Consider the following 16,397-nt stretch of genomic DNA (forward strand, 5'->3'; position numbering starts at 1 on the left):
GTAGGTCATCGTCAGGCACTTATTTAGAAACCCCGACCCTTGGTCGGGGTTTCGTCGTTCTGGGGGTCTCCCTCGGCCCGTTTGTCGGGAACAAACGGGAACCGCGTCAGCGGGCCCGAAGGGCGAGTCTTAGGATGAGACGAGTAAAGTAGCGGAGCGCCGCCCCCCCCCGGCGCGATCGTCGTCAGGCACTTATTAAGAAAAGCCCCGATCATCGTGTGATGGTCGGGGCTTTTTGCGTCTGGGGGCGTAACGCAATGGGCGCCGCCGTTATCAAGGACACGAAAAAGCCCGGCCACATGAGGTGGCCGGGCCCGTGTAGCGCTCAAGGCCGGTCTAGAGGGCGGCGATCTTGTCGCGCTGCTCTGCCAGCAGGCGACGCGAGGCCTGGAAGTCGGCCAGCTTGCCGCGCTCCTTCTCCACCACCGCGGCGGGGGCCTTGGCCACGAAGCCCTCGTTGGAGAGCTTCTTCTCGATGCCGCCGATCAGCTTGTCCTGCTTGTCGATCTCCTTGTCGAGACGCTTGAGCTCCGCCTCCTTGTCGATCAGGTCGGCCATGGGCACCAGTACCTCCATCTCGCCCACCAGCTGGGTGGCCGAGAGGGGGGCCTGGTCGGGATCGTCGAGCCACTCGACGCTCGCCAGCTTGGCCAGCTTGGCCAGGAAGAGGCGGTTGGCGGCCAGGCGCTCACGGTCGGCGGGGCCGCCCTTAGTGAGCAGCACGTCCAGCGGCTTTCCCGGGGCGATGTTCATCTCGGCGCGGATGTTGCGCACCGCCACGATCACCCCCTTGAGCCATTCGATGTCCCGGGTGGCGGCATCGTCGATCAGCGACTCGTCGGCCTGGGGCCAGGCCTGGACCATCAGGGAGTCACCCTCGCCCTGGAAGGTGCCGGCGAGCGGCGCGACCCGCTGCCAGATCTCCTCGCTGATGTACGGCATCATCGGGTGGGCCAGGCGCAGGATCGCCTCGAGCACCCGCACCAGGGTGCGGCGGGTGCCGCGCTTGGCCTCTGCACTGGCGTTGTCGTCCCACAGCACCGGCTTGGAGAGCTCCAGGTACCAGTCGCAGTACTCGTTCCAGACGAACTCGTAGAGCGCCTGTGAGGCGTGGTCGAAACGGAACTCCTCCATGGCCCGGGTCACCTGGGCGGCGGTCTGCTGCAGGCGGGAGAGGATCCAGCGGTCGGCCAGGGTCAGCTCCACCTCGCCACCCTCGACCCCGCAATCCTCTCCCTCGGCATTCATCAGCACGTAGCGGGAGGCGTTCCACAGCTTGTTGCAGAAGTTGCGGTAGCCATCGAGGCGGCCCATGTCGAACTTGATGTCGCGCCCGGTGGTGGCCTGGGACAGGAAGGTGAAGCGCAGGGCGTCGGTGCCGTGGGGCTCGATCCCCTCCGGGAACTCGGCGCGGGTGGCCTTGGCGATCGCCTTGGCCTTCTGGGGCTGCATCATGTTCCCCGTGCGTTTCTCGACGAGGGCATCGAGGTCGATCCCGTCGATCAGGTCGATGGGGTCGAGCACGTTGCCCTTGGACTTGGACATCTTCTGTCCCTGGCCGTCGCGCACCAGGCCGTGCACGTAGACCTGCTTGAAGGGCACCTCGCCGGTGAACTTCAGGGTCAGCATGATCATCCGCGCGACCCAGAAGAAGATGATGTCGAAGCCGGTGACCAGCACGCTGGAGGGGTGGAAGGTCGCCAGCTCCTCGGTGTTCTCCGGCCAGCCCAGGGTGCCGAAGGTCCACAGCCCGGAGCTGAACCAGGTGTCGAGCACGTCCTCGTCCTGGGTCAGCGCGAGGTCGGCGGGCAGCCCGTGCTTGTCGCGGGCCTCCTGCTCGTTCCTGGCCACGTAGACGTTGCCCTCGGCGTCGTACCAGGCGGGGATGCGATGCCCCCACCACAGCTGGCGGGAGATGCACCAGTCCTGGAGGTCGCGCATCCAGGCGAAGTACATGTTCTCGTAGTTTTTCGGCACGAACTGGATGTCGCCGTTTTCCACCGCCGCGATGGCGGGCCTGGCCAGCTCCTCGACCGCCACGAACCATTGGTCGGTGAGCAGCGGTTCGATGACGTCGCCGGAGCGGTCGCCATAGGGCAGGGTGTTGTTGACCGTCTCGATCTGCTCGAGCAGGCCGGCGGCCTCCATGTCGGCGACGATACGCTGGCGGGCCTCGAAGCGGTCGAGGCCGGCGTAGGCCTCCGGCAGGCTGGTGTCGATGTCGGGCAGCGGTCGGCCCTGGATGTCGAAGGCCTCGGCGCGCGGCAGGATGGCGGCATCCCTGGTGAAGACGTTGATCAGCGGCAGTCCCTGGCGGCGCCCCACCTCGTAGTCGTTGAAGTCGTGGGCCGGAGTGATCTTCACGCAGCCCGAGCCCTTCTCCATGTCGGCGTGCTCGTCGGCCACGATGGGGATGCGACGCCCCACCAGGGGGAGCTCAACGTACTTGCCCACCAGCGAGGCGTAGCGGGGATCCTCGGGATTCACCGCCACGCCGGTATCGCCCAGCAGCGTCTCGGGGCGGGTGGTGGCGACCACCAGGTGGTCGAGGCCCGCATCGGTGGTGACGCCATCGGCCAGCGGGTAGCGGAAGTGCCAGAACTGGCCCTGCTGGTCGCGGTTCTCGACCTCGAGGTCGGAGATGGCGGTATGCAGCGTCGGGTCCCAGTTGACCAGGCGCTTGCCGCGGTAGATCAGGCCCTCGTCGAACAGCCGCACGAAGACCTCCTGCACCGCCTTGTAGAAGCCATCGTCCATGGTGAAGCGCTCACGAGACCAGTCGACGCTGGCCCCCATGCGGCGCAGCTGGCGGGTGATATGACCGCCGGACTCCTGCTTCCACTCCCACACCTTGTCGATGAAGGCCTCGCGCCCCAGGTCGTGGCGGCTCTTGCCCTCCTCGGCGGCGACCTTGCGCTCCACCAGCATCTGGGTAGCGATGCCGGCGTGGTCAGTGCCCACCTGCCACAGGGTGTTGCGCCCCTGCATCCGCCGCCAGCGGATCAGGGTGTCCATGATGGTGTCCTGGAAGGCGTGGCCCATGTGCAGGCTGCCGGTGACGTTGGGCGGCGGGATCATGATGGCGTAGGGGTCGCCCTGCCCGGAGGGGGCGAAGCGGCCATCGGCCTCCCAGCGCTCGTACCAGCGGGATTCGATCTGCTCGGGTTGGTAGGTCTTGTCCATGGGCGTTCCGGGTCCAGAAATGATCACCACCGGCCAGGTGGCCGGACGGCAGGAGAGGGCGATGGAAAATGGGCCCGATTATAGCGCGGCGGGGGTGGCGCCGTCAGCCGGCCTGGCCGCGCAGCCAGGGCTATCGCAGATAGCCTGGCTGCTCGATAGCTCGGGGCTGATCTGGCGATAAGCCTACGAGGAGGCGCTGTAAATACCTCCCTGTACGCTACCTCGGCCGTCCCTGGTCCTCGGACCTCCTCTTCGGCTTATCCCCAGCGCCCCTTGGTTCGGTAACTGCGATAGCCCTGGCCGCGCAGCTGGTGCGCCTTGATGGGGTAGCCGCGCTGCTTGTAGGTCTGCCAGCAGCGGCGCTTGGCCACCAGCACCTCCTGGTGCTGGTTGATGATCTCGGCGACCCGCTCGAAGCGCGAGAACCACTCGGGGATCTCGGGCGAGAGGTTGAGCAGCGCCTGCACCGGGCGCTCGGGGGGCGGCGGGTCGTCCCAGCCGATGGTGACCGGCACCTCGCCGGCCAGGGGGTCGTCGGCCAGGGCGTGGGGCACGTAGGCGTCGTCACGGAAGGTCCACAGCGCCTCGTCGAGCTCCCGGGCCATGGCCGCATCCTCGGCGTGAAGATGCAGCCGGTAGCCCTTGCGCTGGATGGTCTCGGCCAGTCGGCAGGCGAAGTCGAGACGCGCCTCCAGGGTGCTGTCGGGAAGGACGTAGAAGTCGATCTGGGTCACGCCCTACACCAGCCGCGTCAGCCAGCCGTGGGTGTCCTCGGCGCGGCCATACTGCAGGTCGAGCAGCTTGGTGCGCAGGCGCTTGGCGATGGGGTTGTCGTTGTCGCCCAGCAGGCGGATGCGCTCCTGCTCGGTGACCAGCTCGCCCACCGGGGTGATCACCGCGGCGGTGCCGCAGGCGAAGACCTCGGTGATTTCGCCGCTGGCGGCCCCTTCGCGCCACTCGTCGATGCTGATCGGGCGCTCCTCGGGGATCAGCCCCTCGTCCCGGGCCAGGGCCAGCACCGAGTCGCGGGTCACCCCCTCGAGGATGGTGTCGGTGAGGCGCGGGGTGGCGATGCGCCCGTCCTTGAACACGAAGAACAGGTTCATACCGCCGAGCTCCTCGATCCACTTGTTCTCGGCGGCGTCGAGGAAGGCCACCTGGCCGCAGCCCTGGGCGCTGGCCTCCTTCTGGGCGGCCAGGGAGGCGGCGTAGTTGCCGCCGCACTTGGCGAAGCCGGTGCCCCCCGGGGCGGCGCGCTTGTAATGCTCGGAGAGCCAGATCGAGACCGGCTCGACGCCGCCCTTGAAGTAGGCCGCGGCCGGCGAGGCGATCACGTAGTAGTCGACCTCCTGGGCCGGGCGCACGCCGAGGAACTTCTCGCTGGCGATCATGAAGGGGCGCAGGTAGAGGCTGCACTCGTCGGCCTCGCTGCGGGGCGTCGGCACCCAGGCGTGGTCCTGGGCGAGCAGCGCCTTGAGCGAGCCGATGAAGTCCTCGTCGGTGAGCTCCGGCAGGGCCAGGCGGCGGGCACTGCGCCGGAAGCGCTCGGCGTTCTTCTCGGGCCGGAAGGTCCAGATGGAGCCGTCGGCATGCCGGTAGGCCTTGATGCCCTCGAAGATCTCCTGGGCGTAGTGCAGCACGGCGGCGGCGGGGTCCAGGGTCAGGGGCCCGTAGGGACGCACCTCGCGGCCGTGCCAGCCGGCGTCCAGGGTCCAGCGCACATGGGCCATGTGGTCGGTGAAGTACTGGCCGAAACCGGGCCTGGCAAGGATCTCCTCGCGGACGGCGTCGGCCGTGGGGGCGGCATTGGGAAGCAGTTCGAAGCGCTCTGTGGGCACGGCAAGGGGTCTCCGCTACGCCCGGGGCCACATGCCCCGGGGAGGTAAAGGAAACTCGGGCCAGCGGGGCCCGGGTCGTGGAATTGTCGTCGATACCATGAGAAAGGCGGGGCCGAAAAAACGCAAGGGCGAGGCGCTATTCCGCCTCGGTCTCCACCACGGCATCGGCCTCGCGGTCGAGCAGGTACTGGGTCAGCAGCCCCACCGGGCGTCCGCTGGCCCCCTTCTCCTTGCCGGAGCTCCAGGCGGTGCCGGCGATGTCGAGGTGGGCCCAGGGGAAGGTGTCGGCGAAGCGCGAGAGGAAGCAGGCGGCGGTGATGGTGCCCGCCGGCTTGCCGCCGATGTTGGCCAGGTCGGCGAAGTTGGAGTCGAGCTGCTGCTGGTACTCGTCCCACAGCGGCAGGTGCCAGGCGCGGTCCCAGGCCGCCTCGCCGGCCTCCAGCAGGTCCAGGGCGAGGTCGTCGTCGTTGGCGAGCAGCCCAGTGGCGTGGTGGCCCAGGGCGATGATGCAGGCGCCGGTGAGGGTGGCGATGTCCACCACGCTGGCAGGCGTAAAGCGCTCGGCGTAGGTGAGGGCGTCGCACAGCACCAGGCGACCCTCGGCGTCGGTGTTGAGCACCTCCACCGAGAGGCCCTTGAGCGTCCTGATGATGTCGCCGGGCTTGGTGGCGCGGCCGTCGGGCATGTTCTCGGCGGCGGCGACGATGGCCACCAGGTTGACCTTCGGCCTGATGGCGAGCACCGCGGCGACGGTGCCGAACACGCTGGCGGCGCCGCACATGTCGAACTTCATCTCGTCCATGGCCTCGCCGGGCTTGAGCGAGATGCCGCCGGTGTCGAAGGTGATGCCCTTGCCGACCAGCACGTGGGGCGCCTCATCGGGGTCCTCGGCGCCCTGGTAGCGCATGACGATCAGCCGCGAGGGCTCGGCGCTGCCGCGGCCCACCGCGAGCAGGCTGTGGGCGCCCAGCGCCTCCAGGGCCTCCTCGTCGAGGACCTCCACCCCTAGCGCCCCGTTGGAGGCCTGGCCCAGCGCCTCGGCCTGCTCAGCCAGGTAGCGCGGCGTGCAGACGTTGCCCGGCAGGTTGCCTAGGGTGCGGGCACGATTGATGCCCTGGCCCACGGCGTCGCCGATGCGCGCGCCCTCGCGCGCGGCGTCGGCCTCGGCGTCGTCGCCCACCAGCAGCTCGATCCGGGCGAGGCGCGGCGCCGGCGCCTTGTCGGACTTGAAGGCGTCGAAGCGGTAGGTCGCCCGATGGCTGGCCTCGGCCACCATGCGCGCCTTCCAGGCGGCGTCACGCTCGGCCACGGGGACCTCGGTGAAGGCTACCGCGACCTCGTCCACCGGCAGCCCGACCAGGGCGGCGAAGGCGGCGTCCAGCGCCTTGCGGAAGGCCGCCTCCTGGCACTTGTCGCGCTCGCCCAGGCCCACCAGCAGCAGGCGCTCGCTGGAGAGCCCGGGCGCGAAGGGGATCAGCTGCACGTTCCCCAGCCTGGCGTCGAAGTCACCGCGGTCGAGCAGCTGGCCCACCAGCCGCTCGCTGGCGTCGTCGAGGCGCGAGGCGGTGGGCAGCAGGTCGCCCTCCTTGAACACCGGGATGACGAGACAGGCGCTCTCGACCTTGGCGGGGTTACCCGTCCTGACAGGGAATTCCATGGCGTCTCCACAAGACAAGCGTTGGGGGTTCGGGGGATTGGGGTTACAAGCGCAGGGGGATTCTGGATAATGCCGGCACGTCGCCGTGTCGCTCTAGTGTACCCAAGGCATGGCCCCATTGCATGGCAGACGCCGCATGATCATCTTCCGTTACCTGACCCGCGAGATCCTGCTGACCATGGCCGCCGTGGCCGGCGTGTTGCTGTTGGTGATCATGGGCAGTCGCTTCATCCGCTACTTCGCCAACGCCGCCGAGGGCGAGATCCCCGCCGATATCCTGGGCACCCTGATGCTGCTGCACCTGCCCGGCTTCATGGAGCTGATCCTGCCGCTGGCCTTCTTCCTCGGCATCCTGCTGGCCTACGGCCAGCTCTACCTCAATAGCGAGATCACCGTGCTGGTGGCCTGCGGCACCAGCCCCAACCGGCTGCTCCAGGTCAGCCTGGTGCCGGCCACCCTGGTGGCCCTGCTGGTCGGGGTGTGCAGCCTGTGGCTGACCCCGGCCGGGGCGCTGCAGACCGAGACGCTGCTGGAGGAGCAGCGCAGCCGGGTCGACTTCACCACCCTGGGCTCGGGGCGCTTCCAGGAGTTCGGCAGCGGGCGTACCGCCTATGCCGAGGCCTTCAGCGAGGAGGGCGGCGAGATGCGCGGGGTCTTCATCAGCGAGCGCCAGCGGCGCAGCGACGGCACCCCCGAGGGCGTGGTGACCCGTGCCACGTCGGGTCACCAGGCGGTAGATGACGAGACCGGCAGCCGCTTCCTGGTGCTGACCGATGGCGAACGCTACAGCGTCGAGCCGGGCCGCCACCAGGCCGAGCGCCTGGAATTCGGGGCCTACGCCGTGCGCCTCTCCCGGGCCGAGTCGCTGCGCGAACTCGATTCGGCCGAGCTGGCCTCCACCGCGGCGCTGCTCGGCGATGACTCGCCGGAGGCGCACGCCCAGCTGCAATGGCGGCTGGGGATGCCGCTGATGGTGTTCATCCTCACCCTGCTGGCGATGCCGCTGTCGCGGGTCAACCCGCGCCAGGGGCGCTTCGCCAAGCTGCTGCCGGCGATCTTCCTGTTCGTGGCCTACCTGAGCCTGCTGCTGGCGGCGCTGGACGCCATCGGCCGCGGCAGCCTGCCGGCCGCGGTGGGCATGTGGCCGATCCACGGCGGCTTCCTGGCACTGGGGCTGTGGCTGATAGCGCGGGCCCAGCGCCGGGGGATGAGCGGATGATCGCCGATCGCTTCGACCGCTACTTGGCTCGCAACGTGCTGGGCGCCATCCTGGTGGTGCAGCTGGTGCTGCTGGGCCTCGACCTGGTGATCACCTACATCAACGACCTGGGCGACGTGGAGGGCGACTACGGCGCCCTGCAGGTGCTGCTCTACCTGCTGATGCGCCTGCCCTGGCGGCTCTACCAGTATGCCCCGGTGGCGGTGCTGATCGGCGCGTTGATCGGCCTGGGCAGCATGGCCTCCAGCAACGAGCTCACCGTGATCCGGGCCGCCGGGCGCTCCCTGGCGCGGATCCTGTGGGGGGCCATGAAGCCCATCATCCTGGTGGTGGTGGTGGTGCTGCTGATCGCCGAGTACGTCGCCCCGCGCACCGAGCAGTTCGCCAGCGCCTGGCGGGTCGAGCGGATCCAGGGCGCCGGGGCGGTGGTCACCGAGCGCGGCGGCTGGCAGCGCGAGGGCGACAGCTTCTATCGCTTCGGCGCCATCCGCGCCGACGATACCGTGCTGGACCTGACCCGCTACCGCTTCGAGGGACAGCGCCTGGTGGAGGCGCTGCGCGCCGACCGCGCGGCCTGGCGCGACGGGCGCTGGGTGCTGGAGGAGGTCGCCGTGACACGCTTCGCCGAGGAGGGCACCGAGGCGAGCCGGCACGCCACCCTCGAGTGGCAGACCGAACTGACCCCGGCCCAGCTTTCCCGGCTGCTGCGCGACGTGGAGAGCCAGGCACCGAGCGAGCTGTGGGCCTACGCCCGCTACCTGCGCGACCAGGGGCAGCAGGCGACCCAGCCGCTGCTCTACTTCTGGCAGAAGCTGCTGATGCCGCTGACCATGGGCTCGCTGGTGCTGGTGGCGGCCTCCTTCGTGTTTGGCCCCCTGCGCAGCGTCGCCGCCGGCACCCGGGTCTTCTACGGCGTGGTCACCGGCCTGACCTTCAAGTACCTGCAGGACCTGCTGGCGCCGGCCTCCACCCTGTTCGGCTTCTCGCCGGCCTGGGCGGTGCTGGCGCCAACCCTGATCTGCGCCGCGGTGGGCATCCTGCTGCTGCGGCGCAGCGGCTGAGACGAGGAGGGCCCATGCCGCGCCGCTTCACACAGCTCGACGACGTCTGGCCCGCCGGAATCGGCCGCCGCCTGGGCGCCATGCTCTACGACGCCTTCCTGGTGGTGGCCATCTGGGTCCTGGTGGCCGGGCTGCACCTGCTGGCGGTGCGCCACCTGGTGGGGCTCCCCGCCGAACAGGTCGGCACGGGGGTGGCGCAGGTCGCCTCGCTGCGGCTGATCATGCTGGCCTCGGCCTTCGCCTTCTTCGCCTTCTTCTGGTGCCGCGGGGGCATGACACTGGGCATGCAGGCCTGGCGGCTGCGGGTGCAGACCCGCGACGGCTGTGCCATCTCGCTGCGCCAGGCGATGCTGCGCTTCGCGGTGGCCTGCCTCTCGTTTGCCGCCTTCGGGCTCGGTTACCTGTGGGTGCTGTTCGATCCCGAGCGGCGCAGCTGGCCCGACATCGCCTCGGGGACCCGGGTGGTGGTGCTGCCCAAGCGATAGCCGCCGTCGATTGATTGGGATCAGACAAAGGTCGATTCGCGGTTGCAACAAACTATAGGAATCATTTACATTTGATCTCGCTATTCAACGCGAGGTGAGCTCATGTACGTCTGCATCTGCAAGGGGGTCTCCGATCACCGCATCCGCCAGTCGGTGGAGGAGGGCGCGCGCAGCTGGCGCGAGGTCCAGGCCGAGACCGGCTGCGGCACCCAGTGCGGCAAGTGCGCCTGCGTGGGCAAGAGCCTCACCCGCGAGGCGGTCCGGGAGGAGCTGATGGCCGCCGCCGAGGACCTCGCTTACGCCGTCTGACGACAATCGCCATCGTTCTCGTTGACGTTAACATGTAGCTGATTTCATTGGATTTCTTTCGTGGTCTGCTAGACTGGATGACACGGCTTGGCAAGCCTCGCGGCCACGTGCCAAGCTTCTTCCACCATCCCGTCACACGAGAGGCGACACCATGAAAGGCGACAGCAAGGTCATCGAACACCTCAACCGCGCCCTGGGCAACGAGCTGGTGGCCATCAACCAGTACTTCCTGCACGCCAAGATGTACAAGGACTGGGGGCTGCAGAAGCTGGCCAAGTGGGAGTACGACGAGTCCATCGAGGAGATGCAGCACGCCGACAAGCTGATCGAGCGCATCCTCTTCCTGGAGGGCATCCCCAACCTGCAGGACCTCGGCAAGCTGCACATCGGCGAGAACGTGCGCGAGATGCTTGAGTGCGATCTCAAGATCGAGCACGAGGGGCGCAACGACTACATCGCCGCCATCGAGTACTGCGAGCAGGTCAAGGACTACGTCACCCGCGACCTCTTCCGTGACCTGCTGGCGGATGAGGAGGGGCACATCGACCATATCGAGACCGAGCTCGGCCTGATCGACAAGGTCGGCATCGAGAACTACCTGCTCAAGCAGATGCAGGAGGCCGGCGACGAGTGATCGCCGCCCAGCGCCTTATTCCTTCCTGACTTCCCTCCCGACACCGGCGCCCATCGTGGCGCCGGTGGTTGTTAAGGCCCTGGCCCGCGAGCCTGCCTCAGAAGGCCTTCTCCAGGTCGAAGCGCGGCACCGGTTCGCCCTGCACCTCCACCAGCTCGGTGAACATCGCCAGCGGCCGCACCCACAGGCCGTAGTCGCCGTAGAGGGCGCGATAGATCACCAGCGGCTCCTCGCTCTCGCTATGGTGGGCCACGCCGAGCACCTCGTAGCGGTTGCCCTTGTAGTGGGCATAGATGCCGGGAACCGGATGCGGACGGGTCATGGGGCTCTCCTGAAGCGGGTCATGGGGCGTCATCGCCCGGGAAGGGCGCCTCGGCGGCGCGCCGGGCCAGGCGCGCCAGGGTGCGTGAGGCGGCCACGAAGCCGAAGCTGCCGGTGACGAAGGTGGCGGCGCCGAAGCCCGAGGCGCAGTCCAGGCGGGTAGCCTCGCCGCTGCCGGGTTTCTGGAAGCACACCTCGCCATCGCTGCCAGGATAGACCAGCTGCTCGTCGGAGTAGACGCACTCCACCGCGAAGCGCCGCTTGGGGTTGCGCGAGAAGCCGAAGTCACGGCGCAGCCTGGCGCGCACCTTGGCCAGCAGCGGGTCGTGCTCGGTACGGGTGAGGTCGGTGACCCGGATGCGAGTGGGATCGGTCTGCCCGCCCGCCGCGCCGGTCACGGTGATCGGCAGCTTGCGTCGCTTGCACCAGGCGATCAGCGCCGCCTTGGCCACCACGCTGTCGATGGCATCGATGACATGGTCGGCGTCCTCGGGGATGCGCTCGGCCAGGTTGGTGGGGGTCACGAAGGCGGCGTCCGCCACCACCTCGATGCCGGGCTGGATCGCCCGGCAGCGCTCGGCCAGCACCTCCACCTTGGGGCGACCCACGCTGCCGTCCAGGGCGTGGAGCTGGCGATTGACGTTGGAGACGCAGACGTCGTCGAGGTCGATCAGGGTGAGCCGGCCGATGCCGGAGCGTGCCAGGGCCTCCACGGCCCAGCTGCCCACGCCGCCCACGCCCACCACCACCACATGGGCGCGGCGGAAGTGGGTGTAGGCGCGGGCCCCGTAGAGACGGCGAATGCCGCCGAAGCGCAGGGCGTGGTCGTCCTCGACGATGCTGGCGGGGGAGGCGGAGATGGGGTCGCTCATGGTGCTACCGGGTGACGAAGGGGGAGTGGGGGTCGTTGGCCGCGGCGAGGGGCACCCGCTGCACCGTATCCCGCGGCAGATGGCCGGCCCAGCCGAGGCGCTCGAGCAGCGCGGTCATGGTGGCGTCCGGGGCGCAGGTGATCGCCAGGCGATGCGCCTCGACGGGGTGGTCGAAGGCCAGGCCCACGGCCGCCAGCAGTAGCCGCGGGGCGTCGAACCGCTCGGCGAAGAAGCGGTTGTGGTTGCCCTTGCCGTGCTTGGCGTCGCCGATGATCGGGTAGCCACGCCGGGAGAGGTGACGGCGGATCTGGTGGCGCCGCCCGGTCAGGGGGCGCGCCTCCATCAGCGAGTAGCGGCTCTGCGGATAGCGGTCCACCTGGACGGGCAGCTCGACGCTGTCCAGGCGCCGGATATCGGTGAGCGCCTCCTGGGCGGGCATCTCCGCCTTGGGACGCCGGCCGTCCTCCTCGCGCAGCGGGTAGGCGAGCCGCTCGGCCTCTGGGCCGATGCCGCGCACCACCGCCAGGTAGCGTTTGGCCACCTCGCGTCCGGCGAAGGCCTCGGCCAGCCGCGCGGCGACCTCGGGGGAGAGGGCGAACACCATGGCCCCGGAGGTGGGGCGGTCGAGGCGGTGTACCGGGTAGACCCGCCGCCCCAGCCGGTCTCGCAGCCGCTGCAGCAGGAACTCGCGCTCGCCGCGCGCCAGGGCGGTTCGGTGCACCAGCAGCCCGGCGGGCTTGTGCACCACCACCAGGTGCTCGTCGCGATGCAGAAGGCGCAGCTCGTCTGCCATGGCCGGGTCCGGTTCGGGAAGGGCGGCCATTGTCGCCGTCCGCCGCGGCGATGTCATCCCCGTGCCAGGCTCAGCCGGCGGCCGGGACCCAGGGCGTGCCGGCCAGGCGGCGCACCTCGACGCGGGAGAGCCAGTCGATGTCGCGGGCAGTGGCCTCCAGGCGTCGGGCCTCCGCCTGGCTGTCCCGGGGGGACTCCTCGTCCAGGCAGATCACCACGGTGACCGCGCCCTCCAGGTAGTGCAGCTCCATCTCGCGGATCTCCGGCCAGACGTCCAGCGCCTCCCAGCGCCGCGCCAGGGCGGCCTCCACCTCGGGGCGCAGCGGCAGCCCGGGGAAGCGGCTGGGGTCGCCCTCGCCGGCGTCGTCCTCGGGGTCGACGTGGAAGGTCAGATCAGTGAGGGCGGGGAAGGCGTTGCGCAGCCGGCGGCTCACCTCGTTGCCGATCTCGTGCCCCTCGGAGACGCTGATGCGCGGCGGCACCACCACATGCAGGTCGAGCATGGTGTGGCCGGCGGACTGGCGGGTGCGCAGGTCGTGGATCCCCTCCACCCCGGGCACGCTCATCGCCACCCGACGCATCTCTTCCTGGGTGGCCAGTGGCAGGGCGGTATCCACCAGCTCGCGGCCGGACTCCCACAACAGGTCCCAGCCCACCTTGCCCACCATCAGGCCGACGATCACCGCCGCCAGGGTATCGATCCAGGTGGCGCCGAACTGGCTGCCGATCAGCGCCACCGTGACCACCCCGGTGGAGAGCACGTCGCTGCGGTGGTGCCAGGCGTTGGCCTCGAGCATCTTGGAGCCGATGCGCCGCGCCACCCGGCGGGTGACATGGAACAGCCACTCCTTGGCGAGCAGGGCCAGCATGGTGAGCAGGATCGCCCAGAGGCCGGGGGGCGGGATCTCGGCGTTGGCCAGCAGCCGGTCGAGGCTTGACCAGACGATGCCGCCGGCCACGAAGATCAGCACGCTGCCCAGGAACAGTGTGGCCAGGGTCTCGATACGGCCATGGCCATAGTGATGGTCGTGGTCGGGCCCCTGGTGGCCGTAGTGGGAGGCGGCGAGCACGAAGCCGTCGGTCACCAGGTCGGAGAAGGAGTGGATGCCGTCGGCGATCAGCGCGGCCGAGCCGACGATCCAGCCCACGACGATCTTGGCCACCCCCAGCACGGTGTTCACGACCACCGACAGCAGGGTGATGCGGCGCGTGGCCTGATGCTTCTCGGGATTGGTCTGCATGGTCGATCCTGGGGCGCTTCCCTGGGGAGCCGCCTCGGCGGCATCACCGAAATGGTACCGAATAGGTCCTGATTTGCGCAAGGTATCCGCTACCCTGGCCCGCCGAGCCGTGAGGCGTATGGCCACTGCGGCGGCCTGGCGACGTTGCCACCATGGTCGGCTCGCCCCGTCGGCGGCTTCTGGGCATGCTGGGGGCCTGCCCGACGTCGCCCGGAGCCGTCCATGCCCACTTCACCCGCCTACCGCCTCGCCGCCACCATCCTGCATGGCTTCGACGAGTACCGCTCACGCTTCAAGGCGATCACCGCGGACGCCAGCCGCCGCTTCGCCGAGGCGGCCTGGCGTGAGGCGCAGCAGGCCTCGGCCGAACGCATCAACCTCTACGAGGCGAAGGTCGAGGATACCCTGACCCGGCTGCGGCGCAGCGTCGACGAGGAGCGCCTCACCGACTTCGAGTGCTGGCGCCAGGCGCGGGCTCACTACGCCGAGCTGATCGCCCAGCGGCTCGACTATGAGCTCGCCGAGACCTACTTCAACTCGATGTTCTGCTCGCTCTTCCACCACCGCCATATCCGCAACGACTGGATGTTCGTCTACAGCTCCCGGGAGCGGGCGGCGCACCACTCCGGGCTCACCCTCTGCCGGCACCATCCGGTGGGCGGAGACTGGCAGGGCGGGGTGCGCTGGGCGCTGGGCGAGGCGCGCTTCACGACCCCTTTCATCGACCTCGAGCGGGACGCCGTCCTGGGCGCCGAGGCGCTCGAGCGGCTGCTGCCGGAGGCGATCCGCACGGATCCCGAGGCCGAGATCGAGCTGATCAAGAGCGTCTTCTACCGCAACAAGGGCGCTTACCTGGTGGGGCGCGTCCGCGGCGGCGGCCAGCAGGTACCGCTGGTGCTGCCGGTGCTCCACGCGGAGGGACGGGGGCTCTGCCTGGACACCGTGCTGATCGAGCCCGACGAGGTGTCGATCATCTTCTCCTTCACCCGCGCCTACTTCCAGGTCAAGGTGGTGGTGCCCAGCGAGTTCGTTCACTACCTGCAGGGGCTGATGCCCGACAAGCCCCAGGGCGAGCTCTACGCCGCCATCGGCTTCTTCAAGCACGGCAAGACGGAGTTCTTCCGCGCCCTAAACCGCCAGGTGGCCCGGCGCGAGGACCGCTTCATCATCGCCCCCGGGGTGCGCGGCATGGTCATGGCGGTGTTCGTGCTGCCGTCGTTTCGCACCGTGTTCAAGGTCATCAAGGACCGCTTCGACCCCGGCAAGACGATGAGCCGCGATAACGTGCGCGAGAAGTACCGCCTGGTGAAGCGTCACGACCGGGTGGGGCGCATGGCCGATACCCAGGAGTTCTCCAACTTCATCGCCCGCCAGGACCACTTCGACCCGGATTGCCTGGCGCACCTGCTGGAGGTGGCGCCCTCCACCGTCACCCTGCGCGGCGACAAGGTGATCATCAAGCACTGCTATACCGAGCGCATGATGACCCCGCTCAACCTCTACCTCGAGCGGTGCGACGAGCAGGAGACCCGCGCGGTGCTGAAGGACTACGGCAACGCCATCAAGCAGATGGCCGCCGCCAACATCTTCCCCGGCGACATGCTGCTCAAGAACTTCGGGGTGACCCGCCACGGCCGGGTGGTGTTCTACGACTACGACGAGGTGTGCTACCTCACCGAGTGCCACTTCCGACACATCCCGGAGCCGCTCTATCCCGAGCAGGAGCTCGCCGACGAGCCCTGGTACTCGGTGGGGCCCAACGACATCTTCCCCGAGGAGTTCGGGCCCTTCCTGTTCGCCGATATCCGCCTGCGCAGGCTCTTCACCCAGCTCCATCCCGAGCTCTTCGATGCCGACTACTGGCAGGGCCTGCAGCAGGCGATTCTCGATGGCCGGGTGATCGACGTCTACCCCTACCGCAACAAGCAGCGCTTCGCCGCCGGCGAGGAGAACGGCCTGGTGCACTAGTGGGCTGGCCGCTCCATGAGGCGGGTGATAGGGTCATCCCGGGAACTGGTTGGGCAGACGAGGAGGTGCCATGACCCCGCAGCGTGCCCCCCACCTGGTGGTGCTGACTGGCGCCGGTATCAGCGCCGAGAGCGGCATCCAGACCTTCCGGGCCGACGACGGCCTGTGGGCCGACCACCGCGTCGAGGAGGTGGCCACCCCCGAGGCGTGGCGGCGCGACCCGGCGAGGGTGCTGGCCTTCTACAACGCCCGCCGCGACCAGGTGCGCCGGGCGCGCCCCAACGCCGCCCACAAGGCACTGGCGGCCCTGGAGCGACAGGGCTTTTGGGTCAGCATCGTCACCCAGAACATCGACGACCTCCACGAGCGGGCCGGCTCGCGCCAGGTGCTCCACCTGCACGGCGAGATCCTCAAGGCGCGCTCCACGGTGGATCGGCGCATGCACTACCCGCTGCCCCGGGGCGGCATCGAGCTGGGCGATATCTGCGACAAGGGCAGCCAGCTGCGTCCCGACGTGGTGTGGTTCGGCGAGGAGGTGCCCCACTTTGGGGAGGCCTGCGAGATCGTCGGCGGCGCCGACCTGGTGCTGGTGGTGGGCACCTCGCTGGCCGTGATGCCGGCCGCCTCGCTGCTGCAGCATGCCCCCCTCGGTGCGCCCTGCGTGCTGGTCGACCCCGAGGCCGAGGCACTGGCCCCGCCGGGGGTGGCGCGGCTCAGCCAGCCTGCCGGCAAGGGGGTGCCGGCGCTGGTACGCCACTGGCGACGCGAGGGGCGGCTCTGGGTCCCGGAGACGCTGCTGGGCTGAGGAGTCAGGACT

Annotated in this window: 15 protein-coding genes; 7 read left to right on the forward strand and 8 right to left on the reverse strand. The window is 69.2% G+C overall.

The window, feature by feature from the left end; genetic code table 11:
- Positions 1-336 precede the first annotated feature (336 nt).
- From Q673_RS19590 to Q673_RS19605, 4 genes are all read right to left on the reverse strand, one after another.
- Complete coding sequence (locus Q673_RS19590; RefSeq protein WP_023004309.1) at positions 337-3,183, reverse strand: valine--tRNA ligase; 2,847 nt, start codon at positions 3,181-3,183, stop codon at positions 337-339.
- Between the two features lie 257 nt (positions 3,184-3,440).
- A complete protein-coding gene (locus Q673_RS19595) occupies positions 3,441-3,917 on the reverse strand; it encodes a DNA polymerase III subunit chi (RefSeq protein WP_023004311.1) in 477 nt (158 codons plus the stop codon).
- A 3-nt stretch (positions 3,918-3,920) separates the two neighbouring features.
- Positions 3,921-5,021, reverse strand: coding sequence for a branched-chain amino acid aminotransferase (locus Q673_RS19600; protein WP_023004312.1), 1,101 nt, complete (start codon positions 5,019-5,021; stop codon positions 3,921-3,923).
- A gap of 136 nt (positions 5,022-5,157) precedes the next feature.
- Complete coding sequence (locus Q673_RS19605; RefSeq protein WP_023004313.1) at positions 5,158-6,678, reverse strand: leucyl aminopeptidase; 1,521 nt, start codon at positions 6,676-6,678, stop codon at positions 5,158-5,160.
- Between the two features lie 136 nt (positions 6,679-6,814).
- Between Q673_RS19605 and lptF the strand changes: the two genes are divergently transcribed.
- The 5 genes from lptF (at position 6,815) to bfr (ending at position 10,386) form a co-directional block, all read left to right on the forward strand.
- The gene (gene lptF / locus Q673_RS19610; RefSeq protein ID WP_023004314.1) at positions 6,815-7,897 is read left to right on the forward strand and encodes an LPS export ABC transporter permease LptF; all 1,083 of its coding nucleotides are present in this window, start codon (positions 6,815-6,817) and stop codon (positions 7,895-7,897) included.
- Entirely contained in the window at positions 7,894-8,958 is a 1,065-nt protein-coding gene (gene lptG / locus Q673_RS19615) for an LPS export ABC transporter permease LptG (protein ID WP_023004315.1), read from the forward strand. The genes lptF and lptG overlap by 4 nt, the downstream gene beginning before the upstream one ends.
- Positions 8,959-8,972: 14 nt before the next feature.
- Positions 8,973-9,443 carry an RDD family protein gene (locus Q673_RS19620; protein ID WP_023004316.1) on the forward strand — a complete coding sequence of 157 codons (471 nt, stop codon included), beginning with the start codon at positions 8,973-8,975 and terminating at the stop codon, positions 9,441-9,443.
- A gap of 102 nt (positions 9,444-9,545) precedes the next feature.
- On the forward strand, positions 9,546-9,752 hold the full coding sequence (locus Q673_RS19625) for a (2Fe-2S)-binding protein (protein ID WP_023004317.1): 207 nt from the start codon (positions 9,546-9,548) through the stop codon (positions 9,750-9,752).
- A gap of 151 nt (positions 9,753-9,903) precedes the next feature.
- Positions 9,904-10,386: a bacterioferritin gene (gene bfr / locus Q673_RS19630; RefSeq protein WP_023004318.1), complete on the forward strand. Its 483-nt coding sequence runs from the start codon at positions 9,904-9,906 to the stop codon at positions 10,384-10,386.
- 97 nt (positions 10,387-10,483) lie between these two features.
- Here bfr and Q673_RS19635 read toward each other — a convergent pair whose 3' ends face one another.
- The 4 genes from Q673_RS19635 to Q673_RS19650 form a co-directional block, all read right to left on the reverse strand.
- Entirely contained in the window at positions 10,484-10,708 is a 225-nt protein-coding gene (locus tag Q673_RS19635) for a DUF1653 domain-containing protein (RefSeq protein ID WP_023004319.1), read from the reverse strand.
- A 19-nt stretch (positions 10,709-10,727) separates the two neighbouring features.
- A complete protein-coding gene (tcdA, locus tag Q673_RS19640; RefSeq protein ID WP_023004320.1) occupies positions 10,728-11,579 on the reverse strand; it encodes a tRNA cyclic N6-threonylcarbamoyladenosine(37) synthase TcdA in 852 nt (283 codons plus the stop codon).
- A gap of 4 nt (positions 11,580-11,583) precedes the next feature.
- Entirely contained in the window at positions 11,584-12,372 is a 789-nt protein-coding gene (locus tag Q673_RS19645; protein WP_031217476.1) for a pseudouridine synthase, read from the reverse strand.
- A gap of 70 nt (positions 12,373-12,442) precedes the next feature.
- Entirely contained in the window at positions 12,443-13,612 is a 1,170-nt protein-coding gene (locus Q673_RS19650; RefSeq protein WP_023004322.1) for a cation diffusion facilitator family transporter, read from the reverse strand.
- 222 nt (positions 13,613-13,834) lie between these two features.
- On the opposite strand from Q673_RS19650, the gene aceK reads away from it, so the two are divergent.
- Positions 13,835-15,580, forward strand: coding sequence for a bifunctional isocitrate dehydrogenase kinase/phosphatase (gene aceK, locus Q673_RS19655; RefSeq protein WP_023004323.1), 1,746 nt, complete (start codon positions 13,835-13,837; stop codon positions 15,578-15,580).
- Between the two features lie 70 nt (positions 15,581-15,650).
- Positions 15,651-16,385, forward strand: a complete 735-nt coding sequence (locus Q673_RS19660) for an SIR2 family NAD-dependent protein deacylase (RefSeq protein WP_023004324.1) — start codon at positions 15,651-15,653, stop codon at positions 16,383-16,385.
- The last annotated feature ends 12 nt before the right edge of the window (positions 16,386-16,397 follow it).

It is taken from the genome of Halomonas sp. PBN3 (genome assembly GCF_000475415.1).
Classification (GTDB): domain Bacteria; phylum Pseudomonadota; class Gammaproteobacteria; order Pseudomonadales; family Halomonadaceae; genus Halomonas; species Halomonas shengliensis.